Raw genomic sequence first — 18,322 nt, 5'->3', positions numbered from 1 at the left:
TTTGCATGTGACCTGGATCATCTCTGCACCCGAATATACTCGGACTTCCTACTAATCTCCAGAGCGCGGGGCGGCGGCGGGGCCCCGGGCCGGCGCCCCCGGGAGCGCCGCGGCGGCGTCAAGTTCGGTAAGTTAGGGACTGTGAAGATTGCTACCTGGAATGTGAACTCGCTCCGTGCCCGTGCCGACCGCGTTGAGGCCTGGCTCCAGCGCACCGACTGTGATGTCCTGGCCATCCAGGAGACCAAGTGCAAGGACGACAACTTCCCATGGGAACTGTTCGAGCGGATGGGCTACGAGGTCGCCCACTTCGGCCTGAGCCAGTGGAACGGGGTAGCCATCGCCTCCCGTGTGGGGCTCGACGACGTCGAACGCACCTTCATGGACCAGCCGGTGTTCGGCAAGGGCGGCAAGGACGAGGTACAGGAGGCCCGCGCGATCGGCGCCACCTGCGGCGGAATCCGGGTCTGGAGCCTCTACGTCCCCAACGGCCGGGCGCTCGATGATGAGCACATGCCCTACAAGCTCAGCTGGCTGGATACGCTCCGCGCCCACGCCGAGGGTTGGGTCCAGGCCGACCCGGAGGCCCAGATCGCCCTGATGGGTGACTGGAACATCGCCCCGCGGGACGAGGACGTGTGGGACATCGATTACTTCCGCGCCGAAGGCCTGACGCATGTCAGCGAGCCCGAACGCGAGGCGTTCCGTGCCTTCGAGGAAGCGGGCTTCACCGACGTCGTCCGCCCGCACGCGCCCGGGCCCGGGGTCTACACCTACTGGGACTACACCCAGCTGCGCTTCCCAAAAAAGGAGGGGATGCGGATCGACTTCGTGCTCGCCTCCCCCGCACTGGCTGCCCGTGTGACCGGCGCCTCGATCGACCGCGAGGAGCGCAAGGGCAAGGGCGCCTCGGACCACGCCCCGGTCATCGTGGAGCTGGCAGGCTGATGGACGCCCGCCCGGGAAGCGCCGGTCCTCAATGACCGGCAACCTCTACCACGGACAGGCGGGGTTGCCGTTCTCCTCGACCCTGCGGGTCTACGAGCCGCTGGAGGCCTTCCCCGCCGGGCAACGGGACGCCCTGCGCGCCGCCGGCGCCCGCTCCGAGTCCCGCGCCGCCGTGGAGAATGCCGAGCTGCTCGCTTCCCTGGGCCGCATCACCCGCCCCGGCGGGGATCCCTTTCCCACCGGGCAGACCGATTTGGTCCGTGTGCTGGCCGTCAGCAGCTCCGCACGCCCCGCCGACGGCGACGGTGACGGTGAGGCCAGCGGTGCAGCCGGGAGTGCAGCCAGCGAAGAGGTCCTGCCGGCCAGGCCGCTGTACTGCCCGAGCCAGCTGGTGCTGCGCGCCGGGCTGGCCGCCAACGCCCTGATGGAAGGGATCCACGGCCCGCTCGCCCAGCTCCTGATCCCGGAGGAACAGCGCGACCGGCACCAGGAACGCATCGATCAGGTGAAGGCACGCGAGGGCATCGGCAGGGTCCACACCCGGGCCTCGACCTGGGGGATTCCGTTCAGCTGGTTCTGCCTTTTCCAGGAATCAGACCCCACGGATGTGGTGGAATCCGGCGGCCGGATCATCACGGTGCGCATCCGGGCCACCATCGGCGCCGCGCTGGAACGGGTCCGGCACGCCGTCGCCCACCTGGCCCTCGCAGCCCCGGAGCTGGACATGCTCGAGGACCTGACCCAGCTCACCGACTGGCTGGAGCTCTTCCACCCTGATTCTGTCGTGGAGCTCGATTACGGCGCCGTGGCGGACAAGGTCTATCCGGACGATTCCCCGCTGGACGTGCGGCTGGGCATCGAGTGCCTTGCCGAGGGCGACATGACCGGTGCGGCCGCCGCATACCGTCGGCTCGCGTCCCGCTGGATCCCGATCCGGCAGCTGGCACGCGCCTCCTGAGGCGCGCCCCGCCGGCCGTATGCCCACCGACGCACATCTTCGCCGGCTCTCGGGTCCGCCTAGCCGGGTGCCGGGGCGAGCGGCTGCGCCAGCCGCGGCGCCGCCGTCGTGTCCCGCACGATCAGCCGGTGCGGGGCTACGGTGGAACGCACCGCTCCCGCAATCCCGTCGAGTTCATCCAGCAGCATTTTGGTGCCAAGCTCGGCCTGTTCATCGGGGCGTTGACCGACCGTGGTGAGGCCCATCGCGGCGGAAAATTCGTGGTCGTCGATCCCCACCACGGACAGATCCTCCGGAATCCGGACGCCGGCACGACGCGCCTCGAAGATCACCCCCATCGCCATCTCGTCCGAGGCGCAGAAGATCGCGGTGGGCTTCGGCCCGGGACGGTCCCACAGCCGCTTGAACGCGTCCTGCCCGCTGCTGACGGTAAAGTCCCCCCACTCGTCCCACTCGGGCCGGACGTCCAGCGCCGCCTGGGTCATCACATCCTGGAAGGCCCTGATCCGGACCCGCGGAACGTCGAAGTTCAGGTCTGTTTCGTCGTCGCCGTGCAGCAGCGCGATGTCCCGGTGGCCCAGCCCTATGAGGTGCCGCACCGCGGTGGAGGCGGCCTCGTAATCGTCGATCCCGATGTAGGCGCAGCCTTCGACGTGGCCGCCCACAACGACCAGCGGGATGTCGATCTTCTGCAGGTGCTCCAGCTCCTCCCGGGTCAGGGCCATGCAGAGGACCAGAAGGGCGTCGATTTGCTTGTAGACCATGGTCTTGCTGAACAACCGCTCGCGGTGGCTGCCGTGGCCGCCCAGGTTGAACAGCGAGAGGTTGTACTGGCGGCCGTGCAGTTCGCGGTCCGCGCCCTCGATGGCTTTCGAGAAGAACCAGCGGCTCACGAACGGTGCCAGCACCCCGATGGTCCGGGTGCGCCCGGTGGCCAGGCCCGAGGCCGAGGACGAGGCCACGTAGCCGAGGGCACCCGCGATTTCGAGGATCTTTTGCCGCGTGGTGGGCGAGACCCTGGGCAGGCCGCGGACGGCCCGGGAGACCGTGGCGGTGGAGACGCCCGCGGCGGCCGCCACGTCCTCTATGCTGACGCCGGAATGGCCGCCGCGTTGCGCCCTGTCAGTTGTCCTTGCCACCGTGTCCCCTTGTCGGCTATCCGCAAAAATCGCGTCTAGCGTGCCGCCCCCACGGCGCCGATCCGTTCCAGTATCCGGTCCGCCCTAGGCGGCCGCCTCAGCGCCGCCGGGCGGCCGTCCGGCCGGGCAAACGCCGCCGCAGCCGGATCATTCCGTACAGTGCGAGCAGCGTGGCGAGCAGCCCGAGTGCCCAGCCGACGGCCGGCTGGGCGGTCACCTCCATCCAGACGGTGACCGCCAGCAGGACCAGCGCCCAGAAGCCCAGGAACCCGATGATGATGTCGAAGTCCTCGCCCGAGCGCACCCTGCGGTGCGTAGGGTGGATCTCGCCCTGGTTCTGGCCGCGTGCCATCAGGAACCCGCCATCATCAAACCGTCACTTGACGGCGCCGGCCGTCAGGCCCGCGACGATCTTGCGCTGGAACACCAGCACCAGGATCACCAGCGGGATGGTCACGATGGTTCCAGCCGCCATGATCGCCGTGTACGGGATCTGGTTGGGCTGTGCCCCGGCGAAGCTCGCGATGGCGACGGTGACCGGCTGGGTCGCGTCGGACGAGAGCTGGCTGGCGATGAGGAATTCATTCCACGAGGAGATGAACGCCAGGATGGCCGTGGTGAAGATGGCAGGGGCCGCAAGCGGCATGATCACCTTCCGGAAGGCCTGGCCCTGCGTGCAGCCGTCCACCCGCGCCGATTCCTCGAGCTCCCACGGCATCTCGCGGAAGAACGACGTCATCGTGTAGACGGTCAGCGGCAGCACGAACGAGATGTTCGGGATGATCAGGGCCTGGTAGGTGCCCATCCAGCCGATGTTGGTGAACAGCTGGAACAGCGGGGTGATGAGGGCGACGCCGGGGAACATCGAGGCGCCCAGAATGAAGCCCAGCACCAGGAACTTGAACCGGAAATTCAGCCGGGCCAGGGCGTAGGCGGCGAACACGCCGATCAGCAGCGAGACCACGGTCACCACCACGCCGATGAACACACTGTTGAGCAGCGCCTGGCCGAAGCGGTTTCCGAAGGAGGTGTCGAACGCCGTGTTGAAGTTGTCCAGCGTGACGTGCGTCGGCAGGATCGAGGTGTCGTAGGTGAACCCGACGTCGCGGAAGGCGGTCACCACCATCCAGTAGGCCGGCGCAAGGCACCAGACGAGGATCACCAGGGCGCTGATGTACGTGCGGCCCTGGGCCCACTTTTCCCGGTTCTGGGCGACCTTGCGCCCCCGGTCCTGCTGCGCGCGCAGCTCGGTCGCGGCGGTGGTCATTTCTTCCCCTTACTAGCGCCGGTCTGCTGCTCCACCACGTTCGCGCCAAGGAAGCGCACGAAGATGAAGGCGACAAGGAAAATGATGATGAACGTGATGGTGGATAGCGCCGCCGCCGCGTTGAAGCCCTGCCTGATCTGGTTGATCACCAGGATGGAGAGCGTGGTGGTGTTGTTCGCCCCGCCGGTCAGGATGTACGGCAGGTCGAACATGCGCAGCGCGTCGAGGGTGCGGAAGAGGATGGCCACCATGAGAGCCGGCTTCACCAGCGGCAGGGTGATCATCCGGAACCGCTGCCAGGCCGTGGCGCCGTCAACCTTGGCCGCCTCGTACACCTCCGCGGGAATCATCTGCAGGCCTGCCAGGATCAGCAGCGCCATGAACGGCGTGGTCTTCCAGACATCGGCAATGATGACCGCCCACTTGGCCGGCCACTCGCTGCCGGTCCACAGGATGGTGGTGTTGAAGAGCTTGTTGGCGATGCCCTCAAAGGCGAAGATGAACAGCCACAGCTTGGCGGTAACGGCGGTGGGGATGGCCCACGGCACCAGCACGGCGGCCCGGACCAGGCTGCGGCCCTTGAACGTGCGGGCCATGATCATGGCCATCCAGAAGCCGAGCACCGTCTCCAGCGCCACGGTCACAATGGTGAAGAAGAACGTCGTGGCCGTCGCTGACCAGAACTGGGACCCCAGGGTACCCGGCGGGCAAGCCACCGTGCCGCCGGCCGGCGCACTGCACTGCTGGGCGATCCAGTTGACGTAGTTCGAGAAGCCGGCCGGGCCGCCCTCGGTGAAGAGGCCGGTGGCCGGATCCAGGCCGGCGTCGGCCTGGAAGGACATCACGATGGCGCTGATGATCGGATAAACGATGACGATGGCCAGCGCGATGATGGTGGGGGCCAACAGCCACGACGCCCACCTGCCCTGGCTGGCGATGACGTTGTCCTCCCCCACCCCCTTGGGTGCGTGGTGGAGCTCGGTCCCGCCCGACGCCGGCTTCTTAACCGGCGTCGGGCCCAATTCAGTTGCCATTTTGGACTACTTTGACTGGGTTTCGATGGACTTCTGCATATCAGACAGCGCTGCGTCCACTGCCTTCTCGCCCTTGATGGCCGGGTACGCGTTGTCCTGGATGGCCTTGGTGACGGCCGGGTAGAACGGGGTCACCGGACGCGGGACGGCGTTCTCGATCGAGGTCTTCAGCACCGGAAGGTACGGCAGCTTGGCGACCAGTTCCTTGTCGTCATAGAGGTTCGTCAGCACCGGAGCGAGCGAACCCTGCGTGGCGAAGAACTTCTGCGTTTCTTCCGTGGTGAGGAACTTCAGGAAGTCCAGGGCGGTGGCCTTGTTCTTGGAGTAGACGCTCATGCCGGCGCTGTGGCCGCCCAGCGAAGATGCGCCCGGACCGTCCTTGCCCGGGAGTGCCGTCATGCCCAGCACGTTCTTGACCTTGGACGATCCTTCGGTGGTGGCCAGGTTGTAGACGTACGGCCAGTTGCGCAGGAACAGGAGCTTGCCGTCCTGGAACGCCTGACGGGATTCCTCTTCCTTGAAGGTGATGGCTTCCTTGGGGATGTTGCCGTCAGCGTAGGCCTTGGCCAGGTTGGAGAGGCCGGTCTTGGCTTCTTCCGTGTTCAGGCTCGGCTTGCCGTCCTTGTCCAGCACGGAACCGCCGAAGGAGTTGATTGCCTCGGAGGCGTTGACCGTCAGTCCCTCATACTTCGAGAACTGGCCGGCGTAGCAACCCATGTTCTTGGACTTCGCGATCGAGCACATGCCCATCATCTCGTCCCAGGTCTTGGGTGCCGTGGGGACCAGGTCCTTGCGGTAGTACAGGATGCCGCCGTCGGAAGATTCCGGGGCCGCATACAGGGTGCCCTTGTAGGACGCAGCCTCGACGGTCGGCTTCAGCATCCCGGAGGTGTCCAGCGCCATCTTGTCCTTGAGCGGCTGGAGCCAGCCCTTCGCCGCGAACTCGGCGGTCCAGACGACGTCGACGCTCACTACGTCGTAGTTGGCGTTCTTCGACTGGAAGTTCTGGACCAGATCGTCGTGCTGCTGGTCGGCCTGGTCGGTCTGCTCCTTGAACGTGACCTTTTCGTTCGGGTGCGCTGCGTTCCACTTGGCGATCAGCGGCCGGACCACGTTGCTGTTGTCCTTGCCCTGTACGTAGGTGATGGGACCGCGCCCGTCCAGGTTGGCTGCCGCATCCCCGCCGCCGGCCGAGCCGCCGCCGCCGCCGGTGCTGCCGCCGCCTCCACAGGCAGTAAGAGAGAGGGCCAGAACACCGGCCGCGGCCGCAGGAAGTAGGTATTTACGGTTTTTCATACAGGTGCTCCTCGCTGAGTACCGGTTTGGACCGGTGGTGCAGTTGGTGTGGTGACCATCACACTAGCGAGCAAGGAGCAAGAAATGCAAGCGTTTACATTAAACCTTTACGCAACGGAGACCGGCTGCTGCCGAGCCTCGCATGCCTCAGCCCGCGGTTCCACGGATGCAGGAAGCCGTGGGGCCAGCGGTTCGGGTGGGGCGGAAGTTTCCGAAACTCACCGGGTACCGCGCCCCCGGGACCGCGTCAGTCCTCGTCGGATCGCGACGCGCCGCGTTAGCGGACGCGTTCCGCCCGGCCGAACCGGGACCGCGCTCCGGAACCGATGTGGATCAGCACCGGCGTGCGTTTGCCGACCACAGCATCCAGGGCCTCCACCAGGGCCGAGACTTCTGCCGCCAGGGTATGCGGGGCAACGCCCTGGCGCGGCTGCACCCGGATCCGCAGGGCCGGCTCGCCCCTGAATTCGTAGGTGGCCACCGTGGCGCCGGCCAAATCCGGCCGATCGGCCAGCGCCGCCCGGAGTGCCTGCTCGGCCACGCCGCCGCCGATCCGGACATAGCCGGGCACTTCACCGGCGTCGTCCTCGGCGACAAGAAGGTTTGCCCGGCCCTTGCCCTGCTGCGCCAGCCACGCGACCATCAGCGAGATCACGAGCAGCAGCACCACCACCATGACGATCCACAGCCAGCTCATCGTTTGACCGGGGAAGCGGGTGCGGTCGAAGAGACCGCGGACGCCGCCCCAGAGGCCCGCGGACCAGCCCTGCCACCAGCGGTCGACGGCCGGCACGGTGGCCAGCAGGACCAGCAGGCCCCCGATCACCAGGAGCTTGATGCCGAGGATGCCGATCAGGAGCCGGTTGAGGATCCGCGGGGTGCCGTTCATGCGCCGATCACCCCCGCAGAGGCCAGGTTGACCCGGACCTCGGGCATCGGCGACAGCACCATCTCCCGGAGCTCGGCCTGGACCGCGGCCTGGACGTCCGCTGCGCGGAGCGGCACGCCGGAGGTTGGCCGGACGTTGACCAACACCTGACGCCGGGAGACAACTACCATCACCTGCTCCTGCGTTACGTTGGCGGCAAGCCGCGCCCGCCGCGCCAAGGCCGAGGCGATGACCTCGTCATCGACCACAACGCCGGCGCGGGGGTTTGCAAGGACGTGCCGGGCCCGTCGTCCGGGAAGCACGGCGTTGAGGAAGAAGAACAGCCCGGCCGCGAACAGGACCGCGCCGGTGACGCCGAGCAGCAGCGGGGGAACCCCGGCGGGGAGGGCCGTGACCCGCTCCGCCGCGGTCTGCGGGTCGATCAGCCACGGCGGCTGTCCCACGGCCCGCACTGCCGTTTCCAGCAGGGCGTAGCCGCACAGCCCGATGACCAGTATGGCCGCGATGACCGCGGCCGCCGCCCGGGACGAGGTGGTCTCGCGGGCCAGGACTTTCTCCATCCCGGGCGCGCCGGAGCCTGCACCGGATCCGGCAGGCTGGACCCCGGCGTTGTCGGGTACGGGCACGGCGAACGTGTGCCCGGCGTCGCCATCGGGGCGTCCGGCGGCCTGGCTCACCGGACCCGTCCTCCCTCAGTGACACTGGCCCCGCTGATGCGGATGTCCACCCGGCTCAATTGCGCACCGCTGAGCTCCGTGACGCGGCGCAGGATCTCCTCTTTCGCGGCCACCGCCCGGTCCCAGATGGGGCCGCCGAAGGCAGCCACGCGAGCCGGGTCCCGGAGCACAGCAGTGAGCGACGGGACGGCGATGGGGGTGACGAGCGAGAGGGCCAGCAGCCCGTCGTCATCGGTCCAGGCGGCCCGGACGTCCTGCGGCGGCACACCAAGTGCCTCAGCAGCGGCGGCGCGCGCCACGCTGGTGAGGGCTTGGGTGCTGATCCGGTTGTGTCCGGCCAACAGCCGACCGGCGGCGGCACTCATGAGGAGGAGCGCCGGCCTGTGAGGGCGTCGATGACGCTGCGCAGGTCCAGTTTCCCTTCCGCGGCGCGGCCCAGCAGGGCTCCGAGTGCCATGAAGAGCACAGAGCCCAGGAAACCCCAGACGCCGAACGCGAAGGACATGAACGCCAGGAAGGCGCCGGCCGCTATGCCGGCTACGGTCAGGTTCACTGCAGGGCCTCCCTCACGGGCCGTACCTCGCCGGAGGCCGCGGGCTTGGGCGGTCCGGGGACGAAGACGTCATGGATTTCAATATTCACTTCGATGACCTGAAGCCCGACGAGTTCCTCCACTGCGGCGTAGACGGCCGCGCGGATCTGGTCCGCCAGGGGGTGCAGCGGGGTGCCGTAGAGCGCCACGAGGTCGATGTCCACGGCCACCTGGGTCTCGCCGACCTCGGCGCGCACCCCGGCCGCGTGGTCCGAACTGCCGACCGCGTCCCGGATGGCGCCCAGGGCGCGGGACGGCCCGGTGCCCAGGGAATATACGCCGAGCACCGCCCGGGCGGCGATGCCGGCCACCTTGGCGACGGCGGCTTCGGAGATCACGGTGCGGCCGGTCGCGGACCGGCCCGCCCCTGGCAGCCCGGCGCCGGGTGGCCCGCCCTCCGGAACCGCGGGCTGAGGATTCTGGTACTCCATGTGGCACTCCCCCTTCTCTTTGACACCACCCTAGCCCTTGGGGCCGCGGGTGGGGCCCCTCGCAGGGATTTCCGCGGTTGTTCCCGAGGGCGGGAGCGGCCTAGTTGCAGTTGGCGGCAATCCAACCGGTCACGGGAGCCATGGCGTCCTGGAACTTGCCGCTGGAGTAGACGGTCTGGTCGCTCAGGCCTGCGACGGCGACCTGGTTGAGTTTGGCGAAGTCGGCCTTGAGGCCGTCCGGGACGCGCTCTGCCGTGCGGCTGAGGTCGGCCTTGAGCTGCTCAAGCTCGGCGGTTTTGCCCTGCGCCGCCGACAGCGGGAACAGCGAGGCGCCCGTCGCCTGCTCCGAGATCGTCTTGCAGGCCTCCGCGGCAGTCGGGAAGTCGCCGTATAGGGCGGACGTGTTGGTGGGGCTGGGTGCTGCGGTGGCGGTGGCGGACGTTGCCGGGGCCGGCGACGACGGCGGGGCCGCGGCTTCCGGCGCGGAGCAGCCGGCCAGGGCAAGGGCCGCGAGGAGGGCGGTGACGGTCAGCGGGCGGCGGGTCTTGTGCAAGATGCTCTTCAAAATCACTCTTCTGGTCAGGCTTACGCCACGGACCTGTCCAGGGACGGTCCGCGGCAATGGCGTTCTTCCCCAGCATGCGAGTCTAGCCGGGCCTCCCTCGGGGTCCGCAAACGCGCACGCCGCTCAGAAGTCGTTGCTGTTCACAGTCTTCGAGACGCTCTTGATATGAATGTTCCTGGTAAGCCTGATGACCGGGCGAATCATCAACTCTACGGAGCCGGCGAGGAACATCCAGGTTCCGGGTGTGGCGGTGCTTTCGTTGAAGAAGAGAATGCTTCCCACGATGAACCACAGCGCGATCGTGACGTCGTTCAGTATCGATAGGACTTCATATCTGTTGTGGAGGACGAGTTCCTTCCCGCCGACATCCAGGTCCAGGTCTTTTCCCATAACGATCCTCCTAGTTATTGGGGCGCCGCGTGAAGACTCGCACCCCGGTCTTCCCGCTGCCGGCGGGTGAGAACGAAAAAACCCCGCCGTTCCCGTATAAACACTGGGAACTGCGGGGTTCTAGCTGGTGGCTCCGACCGGCGTCGATCCGGTGACCTTTCGATTTTCAGTCGAACGCTCTACCAACTGAGCTACAGAGCCTAGGTGACATGTCACCATGACGGCCGGAATTTCTTCTGGCAATCAGAGCGACCCTGACGGGACTTGAACCCGCGACCTCCGCCGTGACAGGGCGGCGCGCTAACCAACTGCGCTACAGGGCCTTACTTTTACTGCTTGTTTACTGCTGTTTCTTGCTGCCTGCAGTATCGCTACCGCAATTTTTCAAGGCCTTTAGCCTACCAGACTTTTTCATCCGGCTTGACCAGTTCCTTGCGTACCCCCAACGGGATTCGAACCCGTGCCGCCGCCGTGAAAGGGCGGTGTCCTAGGCCGCTAGACGATGGGGGCCAGGACGCCATCCGGAAAACCACTGAAACCAGGGCAAAAATTAAGGGCCGAAGCCTTCGATTTTTTCCCTTCGGGTTCTTCCGAACTGGACCTATAAAACTATAGGGCCAACTCGCAGAATCTCCAAAATCCGCTCCACCAAACGGGAATAAGCTCTGGACAGGGCCCTTAGGGCTGTGCGGATGATGGACGGATGGACGCCCTTGCTGCCCTCAATGAGATCGCTTTCTGGCTGGAACGCGAACGCGCCACCACCTACAAGGTGCAGGCCTTCCGCAAGGCGGCCGGCCTCATCGGCGGTTTCTCCCCGGAGGAACTGGCGGCCCGAACGGCGGACGGGCGGCTGAAGCGCATGAAGGGGATCGGCGACCGGACCTTCGAGGTGATCGCCCAGGCCGTCGACGGCGGCGTTCCCGACTACCTTGCGGTCCTGCGCGACCGCGGCGCCGAGCCCCTCGCCACCGGCGGCCGGGAGCTGCTGGCTAACCTCCGCGGCGACCTGCACACGCACAGCGACTGGTCCGACGGCGGTTCGCCGATCGAGGCCATGCTGGACGCGGCCCGGACACTGGGCCGCGAGTATCTGGCCCTGACCGACCATTCGCCCACGCTCAGGATCGCGAACGGCCTGAGCGCAGAGCGCCTCACCGAGCAGCTGGAGGTGATCGCCGAGATCGGCGCCGGAGCGGACGACGCCGGCACAGGCCGCCCCGATGTCCGACTGCTCTCCGGCATTGAAGTCGACATCCTGGAGGACGGGACGCTGGACCAGGCCCCGCACCTGCTGGAACGTCTGGACATCGTGGTGGCGAGCGTGCACTCGAAGCTGCGCTCGGACCGCCGGACCATGACCCGGCGGATGCTGGCCGGCATCGAGGACCCGCACACCCGGGTGTTGGGCCATTGCACCGGCCGACTCCTGAACGGCTCCCGCGGGACGCGGCCGCCATCGGAGTTTGACGCGAAACGGGTGTTCGCGGCATGCGCGGAGCACGGCGTCGCCGTCGAGATCAACGCGCGGCCGGAGCGCCAGGACCCGCCGGACGAGCTGATCCAGCTTGCCCTCGACGCCGGGTGCCTTTTCAGCATCGACAGCGACGCGCATGCCCCGGGCCAGCTGGATTTCCTGCAGTACGGCGCGGAACGGGCCGCCCGCAACGCCGTCCCCGCGGAGCGGATCATCACCACCTGGCCGGTGAACCGGCTCCTCGAGTGGTCCGGGCGCGGCACATAGCGGCTGCCGGCGCGGCGGTCAGGCGAGCAGCAACACGGCGAGGGTGACCATCACGACGGCGATGACGGCGTCGAGCACCCGCCAGGCCGCCTGGCGCCGGAACAACGGCGCCAGGAACCGCGCCCCCGCGCCGAGGGCAGTGAACCAGGCGATGCTTCCGAGGCCGGCCCCGGCGGCAAACCACCAGCGGCCGGCCTCCCCCTGGGCGGCCGCGAGTGAGCCCAGCAGCAGGACGGTGTCCAGGTAGACGTGCGGGTTCAGCCAGGTGAAGGCGAGGCAGGTGGCCAGCACGGCCGTCCTGCTGCCCGGGGGCTTGTCTCCGGGGAGGTCCATCCGCTCCCCGCGGACCGCGCGCCGGGCCGCGAGGGCCCCGTAGACCAGCAGGAAGGCGGCCCCCGCCCACCGGATCACCACCAAGGCAGCCGGCGCCCGGTCCAGCAGAACACCGATGCCCGCCACTCCCAGCAGGATCAGCACCAGATCCGAGACCGCGCAGACGGCCACCACCATGGCGACATGTGAGCGCTGAATGCCCTGGCGGAGGACGAAGGCGTTCTGCGCGCCGATGGCAACAATGAGCGAGAGGCCGGCGGAGAGGCCCGAAACCAGGGGAAGGATCACCCTTCGACGGTAAGTGCATGCCAACTATGAAGCCAGCTAACATTTCTACTCGCACATAAGATGAGCTAATGATCGACATTTCCCCGGAACAGGCCCGGACACTGGCCGCGATCGTCGCGCACGGAAGCTTCGACGCCGCGGCCGCCCACTTGTCCGTGACGCCCTCCGCCGTCAGCCAGCGGATCCGCGCCCTCGAAACCGCCGTCGGCCGCCCGATGCTGACCCGGGCGCGGCCGGCGGAACTTACGGAATCCGGCCAGGCCGTGGTGCGCTTCGCCCGGCAGCTGGAGCTGCTCTCCGCAGACCTTGCCGGAGAATTGCGGCCGGAGGAACCCCGGGGGCGGACACGCCTGACGCTGGTGATCAACAGCGATTCGCTGCACACCTGGGCACTGGCCGGGCTGGCCGCAGTGGCGGGAAGGGTCCAGCTCGAGATCCTCCGCGAGGACCAGGACTATTCGCTGGAGCTCCTGCGCAGCGGCGCAGCAGCCGCAGCCATCACCACCACAGCCAAGGCCGCGCCCGGGTGCTCCTCCCGGCGGCTGGGTGTGATGCGGTACCTGCCGGTCTGCACGCCCGGCTTCGCCGCCCGGTGGTTTCCCGGCGGCGCCGCGGCAGAAGCGCTCGCCTCCGCGCCGGTCATTGTTTTCGACCGCAAGGACGATTTGCAGGACCGGTACCTGCGGTCGGCGAGCCGCACGGCACTCCAGCCGCCCCGGCACCACATCCCGGCCGCCCACGAGTTCGGCGAGGCCATCCGCTGGGGAATGGGGTGGGGCCTGCTCCCCGAAATAGAAATAGCGGAGGAGCTGAAGCACGGCACGGTGGTGGCCCTGGATCCGGCGGCGCACGTGGATGTTCCGCTCCACTGGCAGCAATGGCGGCACGGATCGGCCGCACTTGACGGGGTCGCAGCTGCCATCCAGGCCGCCGCCCGGCCGCTCAGGTGAGACAGGGCGGCGGGTCAGGCCGGCGGGTGAGGGCCGGCACGGCACTGACATTGCCCGCAGGTTGGCAGGAACTCGACTAGACCTGACCGATTTCCGCCAGCTGCCCGGCCGCCGCACCGGCTAGATTGGCAACATGGCAACAACAGCCGAGACAGGCTCCCCCTCCCCGGACAGCACGCATCCGAACAGTACGCTGCCGGACAGCACCCGCGACGCGGCCGCGCAGGCCACCCCGCAGGCCGCGGCAGGCGCAGCCCTCCGGCCCGGGCAGATCAGCCGGCTCGGGATCGCCGCCGTCATTGTCACCGTGGTGCTCTGGGCGTCGGCCTTCGTGGGCATCCGCGCCGTCGGCCCCAGCTTCTCCCCCGGACCGCTGACCCTGGGACGCCTCGCCGTGGCCGCCGTCGTGCTGGGCCTCGTGGTGCTGCCAAAATTCCGCAAGGCCGCCGTGCTGCCCCGGGGCCGCGAGTGGTGGCCCATCCTGGCCTACGGCGTGATGTGGTTCGGCGGCTACAACGTCGCCCTGAACGCCGCCGAACACCTGCTCGACGCGGGCACCGCCGCCCTGCTGATCAACGTCAACCCCATCCTCGTCGCCGTGATGGCCGGGCTCATCCTGAAGGAAGGCTTCCCGCGCTGGCTGATCATCGGCAGCCTGGTCGCGTTCGGCGGCGTCGCGGTGATCGCCCTCGGTTCCGGCCAGCGCTCGACGGCGGACGTCGCCGGCGTGCTGCTCTGCCTGCTCGCCGCCGCCCTCGCGGCGGTGAGCGTGATCGTGCAGAAGCCCGTGCTGCGGAAATTCCCCGCGGCCCAGGCCACCTGGTTCGGCATTATGGTCGGCGCGGTGTGCTGCCTGCCGTTCAGCGGCCAGCTCGTCGCCGAGCTGCAGGCCGCGCCGCTGCCCGCAACGCTGGGGCTGGTCTATCTCGGCGTCTTCCCCACCGCGATCGCGTTCACCACCTGGGCCTACGCGCTCTCACTGATCGACGCCGGACGGCTGGCCGCCACCACGTACCTGGTGCCCGGCACCACGATCCTGATCTCCTGGCTGGTGCTGGGCGAAATTCCCACCGTCTGGGGCCTGGTGGGCGGCGTGATCTGCCTCGCCGGCGTCGCCCTGACCCGGCGCCGCTCCCGGGCTCTGCCCGGGGCTCCGGCCAAGGCCTAGGTTCCGGAAGATGTCCGCATCCCTTCCGCCCGGCCTGCCGATCATTCCCGGCGGAAACAACGAGGACGGTACCGTCCACGGCCCCGGACCGTTCCCGATGTCCGAGGATGAATTCGAAGCCGCAGTGGGCGACGCCCTGGACCGGATCCCGCCGGAACTGGCGAAGACCATGAACAACGTGGCGGTCTTCATCGAGGACGACTACACCCCGCAACCGGGCGAGGACCCGGACACGGTTCTGCTGGGCCTCTATGAGGGCGTGCCGCTGACCGAGCGGGATTCCTGGTGGGATGCCGGCTCGCTGCCGGACCGGATCACCATCTACCGCCGGCCGATCCTGGACCTCTGCGCCTCCCGCGAGGACGTGGTCGAGGAAGTCACGGTCACCGTGGTCCATGAGATCGCACACCACTTCGGCATCAGCGACGAGCGGCTGCACGATCTCGGCTGGGGCTAGCCGCCTCCGGTGCGACTAGCCTTGGAATCATGGGACACGACCACAGCCACTCACACGGGATGACGGCCACAGCGAAGCACCGCAAGCGCCTGATCGCCGTCCTGGGCATCACCCTGTCCGTGGTCCTGATCCAGGTTGTTGGTGCCCTCGTCTCCGGCTCGCTGGCCCTGCTGGCCGACGCCGGGCACATGCTCTCCGACGCCGCCGGCGTCTTCATCGCGCTGCTCGCCGCCTGGATTGCCGCGCGGCCGGCGAGCGATGCGCGGACCTACGGTTATCAGCGCGCCGAGGTCCTCGCCGCGCTGGCCAACGCGCTGGTCCTGATCGTCATTTCCGTGGTCATCTTCACCGAGGCCTTCCGGCGCCTCGGCTCGGCCCCCGACGTCCACACCGACGTCATGCTTTTCGCCGCCATCCTGGGCGCGGTCGCCAACCTGGTCTCGCTGCTGATCCTCCGCGGCGCCCAGAAGGAAAGCCTCAACGTCCGCGGAGCGTACCTGGAAGTCCTGGGCGACCTGCTGGGCTCCTTCGCCGTCATAGTCGCAGCCATCATCATCATGGCCACCGGGTACCAGGCCGCTGACACCATCGCCTCGATCCTGATCGCGCTGATGATCCTGCCCCGGGCTTGGCACCTGCTCCGGGACGTCGTGGACGTACTCCTCGAAGCCACGCCCAAGGGCGTGGACGTCCAGATGATCCGCGAGCACATCCTGGCCGTGGACGGCGTGGTCTCCGTCCACGATATCCACATCTGGACGATCACCTCCGGGGTGCCGGTCTTCTCGGCCCACGTGGTGGTGGAGGACGCGGCGCTCGGCGCCCGCGGGGCGGACAGGGTGCTGGACAAGCTGGTCAGCTGCCTGGGCTCGCACTTCGACACCGAGCACTGCACCTTCCAGCTCGAACCGGCCACCCACGCGGAGCACGAGGCACACCAGCACGCCTGACGGGCCCGCCGGCCCCCGTAACCACCCCCCGGCGGGTCACGACACGCCCCGCCGGATGGATCCGAATCACACGCTTGTTGTTTATGTTACTGATGTGACCTTTGTTGCCAAAGTGGCATATGACACGTAGCCTCGTCCCTGCTGGGCGATCCGCAGAGGGGCCATTCACGTGCCACATTCCAACCTCGCTCGCGCCAGCCTGACTGCAACGAGGTTTTCCATGGCTTGGACCGGATCCGGCGGCAGGGCCGCCGCCCTGTGCACCGCCGTCGTACTGCTCGGGGCATTCGCTGTCCCCGCCCAGGCCTCGCCCGCGGCCGCCCAGGCCGCTCCCTCCCTGAGGATGCCAGCCACACCGGACCTCCCGACGCCCGGGGAGATCGCCGCGGCCAAGACCAGTGAACGCGCGACGGCGGACCAGGTCAGCCGGATCGACCGCATCCTGGCGGACGCCTCTGCGGCCAAGGAAGCCGGACTGGCAACCTCACTCGCCGCCAACAACGCCTACGCGGATGCACTGGTGGAACTGCACATCAGGCGGGACGCCGCCGCCCTGGCGGACGCGAAGGCCACCGCCGCCGAGGCCGAGCAGAAGAAGGCACGCTGGCTCATCGGCCAACTCGCCGGTGACCTTTACCGCAATGGCGGCATGACGCCGGCGCTCAGCCTGGTCAGCGGTAACGGCGAGGCGCTCCAGCAGGCCGCCACGCTTGAGGCGGTGGCCGCCGGCCGAACCCGGGCCTTCCAGGCCGCGGAGAATGCTGCCGCCGCCGCCCGGTCATCGAGGGAGGCTGCCGCGGACGCGGACCGCGCCGCCGACGACGCCGCCCGCACCGCAGAGTCCCGTAAGGCCAACGCCGAACACGCTGACGAAGACCGGCAAAAAGCGGTGTCCGATGCCGCCGCCCAGCGAAAAATCCTGGTGAGGCAGCTGGCCACACTGCGGAACACCACCGTGGCACTGGAGTCCGCGCGGGTGGACGCCCTGGACCGGCAGCGCCAGCAGGCACGGCTCGCGGCGCTGACGGCGGCAGCGGCCACCAGCCCGCAGCCTGGCCGGGCAGCGGACCCTGCGCCTGTTACGCCGGCCCGCCCGGCCGGCACGACGCCGACGTCGCCACCGGTGGTACTGGAACCGGTTCCCACCGTCCCGGCGCCGGTCCAGCCCGCGCCCGTCCGTCCGGCCCCGGCACCCCGTCCCGCCCCGGCACCGGCACCCGCCCCGCGTCCTGCCCCGCCGGCTCCCGCACCCGCACCGGCTCCCGCACCGGCACCGGCACCGGCACCGGCACCGGGAGGTTCCAACCAGGTGGCAATTTCCGCGGCCCTCAACAAGGTCGGTTCACCGTACTTCTACCAGTACGGCGGAACGGGCTCCTACGGCTTCGACTGCTCCGGCCTGGTCCAGAATGCGTTCTCCGCCGCCGGCAAGCAGCTGCCGCGCACGGCCGCCCAACAGTACGCGCAGGCACCGGTGCACGTGCCCCTTTCCGCGGCGCTGCCCGGCGACCTGCTGGTCTGGGGCTCGGCCCCGGGCTTCTACCACGTGGCCATCTACCTGGGCGGCGGCCGCGTGGTCCAAGCGCTGAACCCGGAGAGCGGGCTGACCGTGACGGACCTCGCTTCCATGTCCGGGATGCAGCTGTACCCCTACGCTGCCCGGTACTGAGTCGACGCATCCGGGGCGGCTGCTCCAGAACGGGCCGAAAAGTGGGCTCATCAATTCGTGTCCGCTTCAACAGCCCACCCGGAATTCCAGAGTACCTTTGAGAGACTGTCGAAAAGCTCGGCGGCCCATTCAGGAGGCGACGTGGTCGTAGCACCGGAGACCGTGGACGGCGGCAAAGGCACTGTCGAACTGCGCGCTGACGGCGTCGTCCATCTACGGTGGTTGCCTGGGATCCACATTGAGGTAGCGGATGCCAGGGCCGCAATGGCGAAAGTGAATGACGTCTGCCTCGGCGTGCCACACCCGATGCTGGTCGACATGGCTACCGTCGCCTCGGTGAGCCGGGAAGCCAGAAGCATCTGGTCGATTCCCTGCGACGCCGCCCGGATCGCCTTGTTGGGACGCTCCCCGGTGGACCGGGTCCTGGCGAACTTCTTTCTCGGCGTGCATATACCGCCGTGCCCGACCCGTTTCTTCACTTCCCGCGACGAGGCGACGGACTGGCTCTATGACGAGCGGTAGGCGCCGCCATCTGACGGCTCAGCAGCGTCAGCGGCGAGTCCGACTTCACCGAACT

Annotated in this window: 22 protein-coding genes and 3 tRNA genes; 9 read left to right on the top strand and 16 right to left on the bottom strand. The window is 68.3% G+C overall.

Annotated features, from left to right (window positions below; translation table 11 throughout):
• The first annotated feature begins 141 nt into the window (after positions 1-141).
• Together ACUYM2_RS01450 and ACUYM2_RS01445 are read left to right on the top strand one after the other, a co-directional pair.
• A complete protein-coding gene (locus ACUYM2_RS01450; protein WP_481598449.1) occupies positions 142-948 on the top strand; it encodes an exodeoxyribonuclease III in 807 nt (268 codons plus the stop codon).
• A gap of 31 nt (positions 949-979) precedes the next feature.
• Entirely contained in the window at positions 980-1,906 is a 927-nt protein-coding gene (locus tag ACUYM2_RS01445) for a DUF8083 family protein (RefSeq protein WP_481598448.1), read from the top strand.
• A 59-nt stretch (positions 1,907-1,965) separates the two neighbouring features.
• Here the strand turns inward: ACUYM2_RS01445 and ACUYM2_RS01440 are convergent, their stop codons facing one another.
• The 15 genes from ACUYM2_RS01440 to ACUYM2_RS01370 form a co-directional block, all read right to left on the bottom strand.
• Positions 1,966-3,045, bottom strand: a complete 1,080-nt coding sequence (locus tag ACUYM2_RS01440; RefSeq protein ID WP_481598447.1) for a LacI family DNA-binding transcriptional regulator — start codon at positions 3,043-3,045, stop codon at positions 1,966-1,968.
• Between the two features lie 97 nt (positions 3,046-3,142).
• Positions 3,143-3,397 carry a hypothetical protein gene (locus ACUYM2_RS01435; RefSeq protein WP_481598446.1) on the bottom strand — a complete coding sequence of 85 codons (255 nt, stop codon included), beginning with the start codon at positions 3,395-3,397 and terminating at the stop codon, positions 3,143-3,145.
• 24 nt (positions 3,398-3,421) lie between these two features.
• The gene (locus tag ACUYM2_RS01430; protein ID WP_481598445.1) at positions 3,422-4,312 is read right to left on the bottom strand and encodes a carbohydrate ABC transporter permease; all 891 of its coding nucleotides are present in this window, start codon (positions 4,310-4,312) and stop codon (positions 3,422-3,424) included.
• Positions 4,309-5,346, bottom strand: coding sequence for a carbohydrate ABC transporter permease (locus ACUYM2_RS01425; RefSeq protein ID WP_481598444.1), 1,038 nt, complete (start codon positions 5,344-5,346; stop codon positions 4,309-4,311). The genes ACUYM2_RS01430 and ACUYM2_RS01425 overlap by 4 nt, the downstream gene beginning before the upstream one ends.
• A gap of 6 nt (positions 5,347-5,352) precedes the next feature.
• The gene (locus ACUYM2_RS01420; RefSeq protein ID WP_481598443.1) at positions 5,353-6,642 is read right to left on the bottom strand and encodes an ABC transporter substrate-binding protein; all 1,290 of its coding nucleotides are present in this window, start codon (positions 6,640-6,642) and stop codon (positions 5,353-5,355) included.
• A gap of 277 nt (positions 6,643-6,919) precedes the next feature.
• Positions 6,920-7,531, bottom strand: a complete 612-nt coding sequence (locus ACUYM2_RS01415) for a hypothetical protein (RefSeq protein ID WP_481598442.1) — start codon at positions 7,529-7,531, stop codon at positions 6,920-6,922.
• The gene (locus ACUYM2_RS01410; protein WP_481601372.1) at positions 7,528-8,091 is read right to left on the bottom strand and encodes a hypothetical protein; all 564 of its coding nucleotides are present in this window, start codon (positions 8,089-8,091) and stop codon (positions 7,528-7,530) included. The genes ACUYM2_RS01415 and ACUYM2_RS01410 overlap by 4 nt, the downstream gene beginning before the upstream one ends.
• 113 nt (positions 8,092-8,204) lie before the next feature.
• Positions 8,205-8,573 carry a hypothetical protein gene (locus tag ACUYM2_RS01405; RefSeq protein ID WP_481598441.1) on the bottom strand — a complete coding sequence of 123 codons (369 nt, stop codon included), beginning with the start codon at positions 8,571-8,573 and terminating at the stop codon, positions 8,205-8,207.
• Positions 8,570-8,761: a hypothetical protein gene (locus ACUYM2_RS01400; protein ID WP_481598440.1), complete on the bottom strand. Its 192-nt coding sequence runs from the start codon at positions 8,759-8,761 to the stop codon at positions 8,570-8,572. Before ACUYM2_RS01400 ends, ACUYM2_RS01405 begins: the two co-directional genes overlap by 4 nt.
• The gene (locus tag ACUYM2_RS01395; RefSeq protein ID WP_481598439.1) at positions 8,758-9,231 is read right to left on the bottom strand and encodes an Asp23/Gls24 family envelope stress response protein; all 474 of its coding nucleotides are present in this window, start codon (positions 9,229-9,231) and stop codon (positions 8,758-8,760) included. Before ACUYM2_RS01395 ends, ACUYM2_RS01400 begins: the two co-directional genes overlap by 4 nt.
• A 100-nt stretch (positions 9,232-9,331) precedes the next feature.
• Entirely contained in the window at positions 9,332-9,796 is a 465-nt protein-coding gene (locus ACUYM2_RS01390) for a hypothetical protein (protein ID WP_481598438.1), read from the bottom strand.
• A gap of 123 nt (positions 9,797-9,919) precedes the next feature.
• Positions 9,920-10,186 carry a YrhK family protein gene (locus ACUYM2_RS01385; protein ID WP_481598437.1) on the bottom strand — a complete coding sequence of 89 codons (267 nt, stop codon included), beginning with the start codon at positions 10,184-10,186 and terminating at the stop codon, positions 9,920-9,922.
• 125 nt (positions 10,187-10,311) lie between these two features.
• Positions 10,312-10,387, bottom strand: a tRNA-Phe gene (locus tag ACUYM2_RS01380).
• A gap of 48 nt (positions 10,388-10,435) precedes the next feature.
• Positions 10,436-10,509: transfer RNA gene (locus ACUYM2_RS01375), tRNA-Asp, on the bottom strand.
• Positions 10,510-10,623: 114 nt separating this feature from the next.
• Positions 10,624-10,696, bottom strand: a tRNA-Glu gene (locus ACUYM2_RS01370).
• Between the two features lie 193 nt (positions 10,697-10,889).
• Here ACUYM2_RS01370 and ACUYM2_RS01365 point away from each other — a divergent pair.
• Positions 10,890-11,930, top strand: a complete 1,041-nt coding sequence (locus ACUYM2_RS01365) for a PHP domain-containing protein (RefSeq protein WP_481598436.1) — start codon at positions 10,890-10,892, stop codon at positions 11,928-11,930.
• An 18-nt stretch (positions 11,931-11,948) separates the two neighbouring features.
• On the opposite strand, the gene ACUYM2_RS01360 is transcribed toward ACUYM2_RS01365, so the two are convergent.
• Complete coding sequence (locus ACUYM2_RS01360; protein WP_481598435.1) at positions 11,949-12,551, bottom strand: LysE/ArgO family amino acid transporter; 603 nt, start codon at positions 12,549-12,551, stop codon at positions 11,949-11,951.
• Between the two features lie 68 nt (positions 12,552-12,619).
• Between ACUYM2_RS01360 and ACUYM2_RS01355 the strand changes: the two genes are divergently transcribed.
• The 6 genes from ACUYM2_RS01355 to ACUYM2_RS01330 all read left to right on the top strand — a co-directional run bounded on the left by ACUYM2_RS01355 (position 12,620) and on the right by ACUYM2_RS01330 (position 18,267).
• Positions 12,620-13,501 carry an ArgP/LysG family DNA-binding transcriptional regulator gene (locus ACUYM2_RS01355; RefSeq protein ID WP_481598434.1) on the top strand — a complete coding sequence of 294 codons (882 nt, stop codon included), beginning with the start codon at positions 12,620-12,622 and terminating at the stop codon, positions 13,499-13,501.
• A 133-nt stretch (positions 13,502-13,634) separates the two neighbouring features.
• Positions 13,635-14,669, top strand: a complete 1,035-nt coding sequence (locus ACUYM2_RS01350; RefSeq protein WP_481598433.1) for a DMT family transporter — start codon at positions 13,635-13,637, stop codon at positions 14,667-14,669.
• Between the two features lie 10 nt (positions 14,670-14,679).
• Complete coding sequence (locus tag ACUYM2_RS01345; protein WP_481598432.1) at positions 14,680-15,126, top strand: metallopeptidase family protein; 447 nt, start codon at positions 14,680-14,682, stop codon at positions 15,124-15,126.
• Positions 15,127-15,155: 29 nt separating this feature from the next.
• The gene (locus tag ACUYM2_RS01340; RefSeq protein WP_481598431.1) at positions 15,156-16,076 is read left to right on the top strand and encodes a cation diffusion facilitator family transporter; all 921 of its coding nucleotides are present in this window, start codon (positions 15,156-15,158) and stop codon (positions 16,074-16,076) included.
• Between the two features lie 220 nt (positions 16,077-16,296).
• On the top strand, positions 16,297-17,745 hold the full coding sequence (locus ACUYM2_RS01335; protein ID WP_481598430.1) for a C40 family peptidase: 1,449 nt from the start codon (positions 16,297-16,299) through the stop codon (positions 17,743-17,745).
• Positions 17,746-17,886: 141 nt separating this feature from the next.
• Entirely contained in the window at positions 17,887-18,267 is a 381-nt protein-coding gene (locus ACUYM2_RS01330; RefSeq protein WP_481598429.1) for a DUF7793 family protein, read from the top strand.
• Positions 18,268-18,322 lie beyond the last annotated feature (55 nt).

The sequence above is a fragment of the Arthrobacter sp. SD1074B genome (assembly GCF_056780195.1).
Note: the sequence above shows the minus strand (reverse complement) of the source record. Positions and strands in the feature narration are given on the sequence as shown.

What these genes read in the sequence shown, in the direction of transcription:
- ACUYM2_RS01445 (WP_481598448.1), top strand. Translation starts at nt 980, where the DNA reads ATGACCGGCAACCTCTACCACGGACAGGCGGGGTTGCCGTTCTCCTCG.
- ACUYM2_RS01435 (WP_481598446.1), bottom strand. Translation starts at nt 3,397, where the DNA reads ATGGCACGCGGCCAGAACCAGGGCGAGATCCACCCTACGCACCGCAGG.
- ACUYM2_RS01430 (WP_481598445.1), bottom strand. Translation starts at nt 4,312, where the DNA reads ATGACCACCGCCGCGACCGAGCTGCGCGCGCAGCAGGACCGGGGGCGC.
- ACUYM2_RS01425 (WP_481598444.1), bottom strand. Translation starts at nt 5,346, where the DNA reads ATGGCAACTGAATTGGGCCCGACGCCGGTTAAGAAGCCGGCGTCGGGC.
- ACUYM2_RS01420 (WP_481598443.1), bottom strand. Translation starts at nt 6,642, where the DNA reads ATGAAAAACCGTAAATACCTACTTCCTGCGGCCGCGGCCGGTGTTCTG.
- ACUYM2_RS01415 (WP_481598442.1), bottom strand. Translation starts at nt 7,531, where the DNA reads ATGAACGGCACCCCGCGGATCCTCAACCGGCTCCTGATCGGCATCCTC.
- ACUYM2_RS01410 (WP_481601372.1), bottom strand. Translation starts at nt 8,091, where the DNA reads ATGGAGAAAGTCCTGGCCCGCGAGACCACCTCGTCCCGGGCGGCGGCC.
- ACUYM2_RS01405 (WP_481598441.1), bottom strand. Translation starts at nt 8,573, where the DNA reads ATGAGTGCCGCCGCCGGTCGGCTGTTGGCCGGACACAACCGGATCAGC.
- ACUYM2_RS01395 (WP_481598439.1), bottom strand. Translation starts at nt 9,231, where the DNA reads ATGGAGTACCAGAATCCTCAGCCCGCGGTTCCGGAGGGCGGGCCACCC.
- ACUYM2_RS01385 (WP_481598437.1), bottom strand. Translation starts at nt 10,186, where the DNA reads ATGGGAAAAGACCTGGACCTGGATGTCGGCGGGAAGGAACTCGTCCTC.
- ACUYM2_RS01365 (WP_481598436.1), top strand. Translation starts at nt 10,890, where the DNA reads ATGGACGCCCTTGCTGCCCTCAATGAGATCGCTTTCTGGCTGGAACGC.
- ACUYM2_RS01355 (WP_481598434.1), top strand. Translation starts at nt 12,620, where the DNA reads ATGATCGACATTTCCCCGGAACAGGCCCGGACACTGGCCGCGATCGTC.
- ACUYM2_RS01350 (WP_481598433.1), top strand. Translation starts at nt 13,635, where the DNA reads ATGGCAACAACAGCCGAGACAGGCTCCCCCTCCCCGGACAGCACGCAT.
- ACUYM2_RS01345 (WP_481598432.1), top strand. Translation starts at nt 14,680, where the DNA reads ATGTCCGCATCCCTTCCGCCCGGCCTGCCGATCATTCCCGGCGGAAAC.
- ACUYM2_RS01340 (WP_481598431.1), top strand. Translation starts at nt 15,156, where the DNA reads ATGGGACACGACCACAGCCACTCACACGGGATGACGGCCACAGCGAAG.
- ACUYM2_RS01335 (WP_481598430.1), top strand. Translation starts at nt 16,297, where the DNA reads ATGGCTTGGACCGGATCCGGCGGCAGGGCCGCCGCCCTGTGCACCGCC.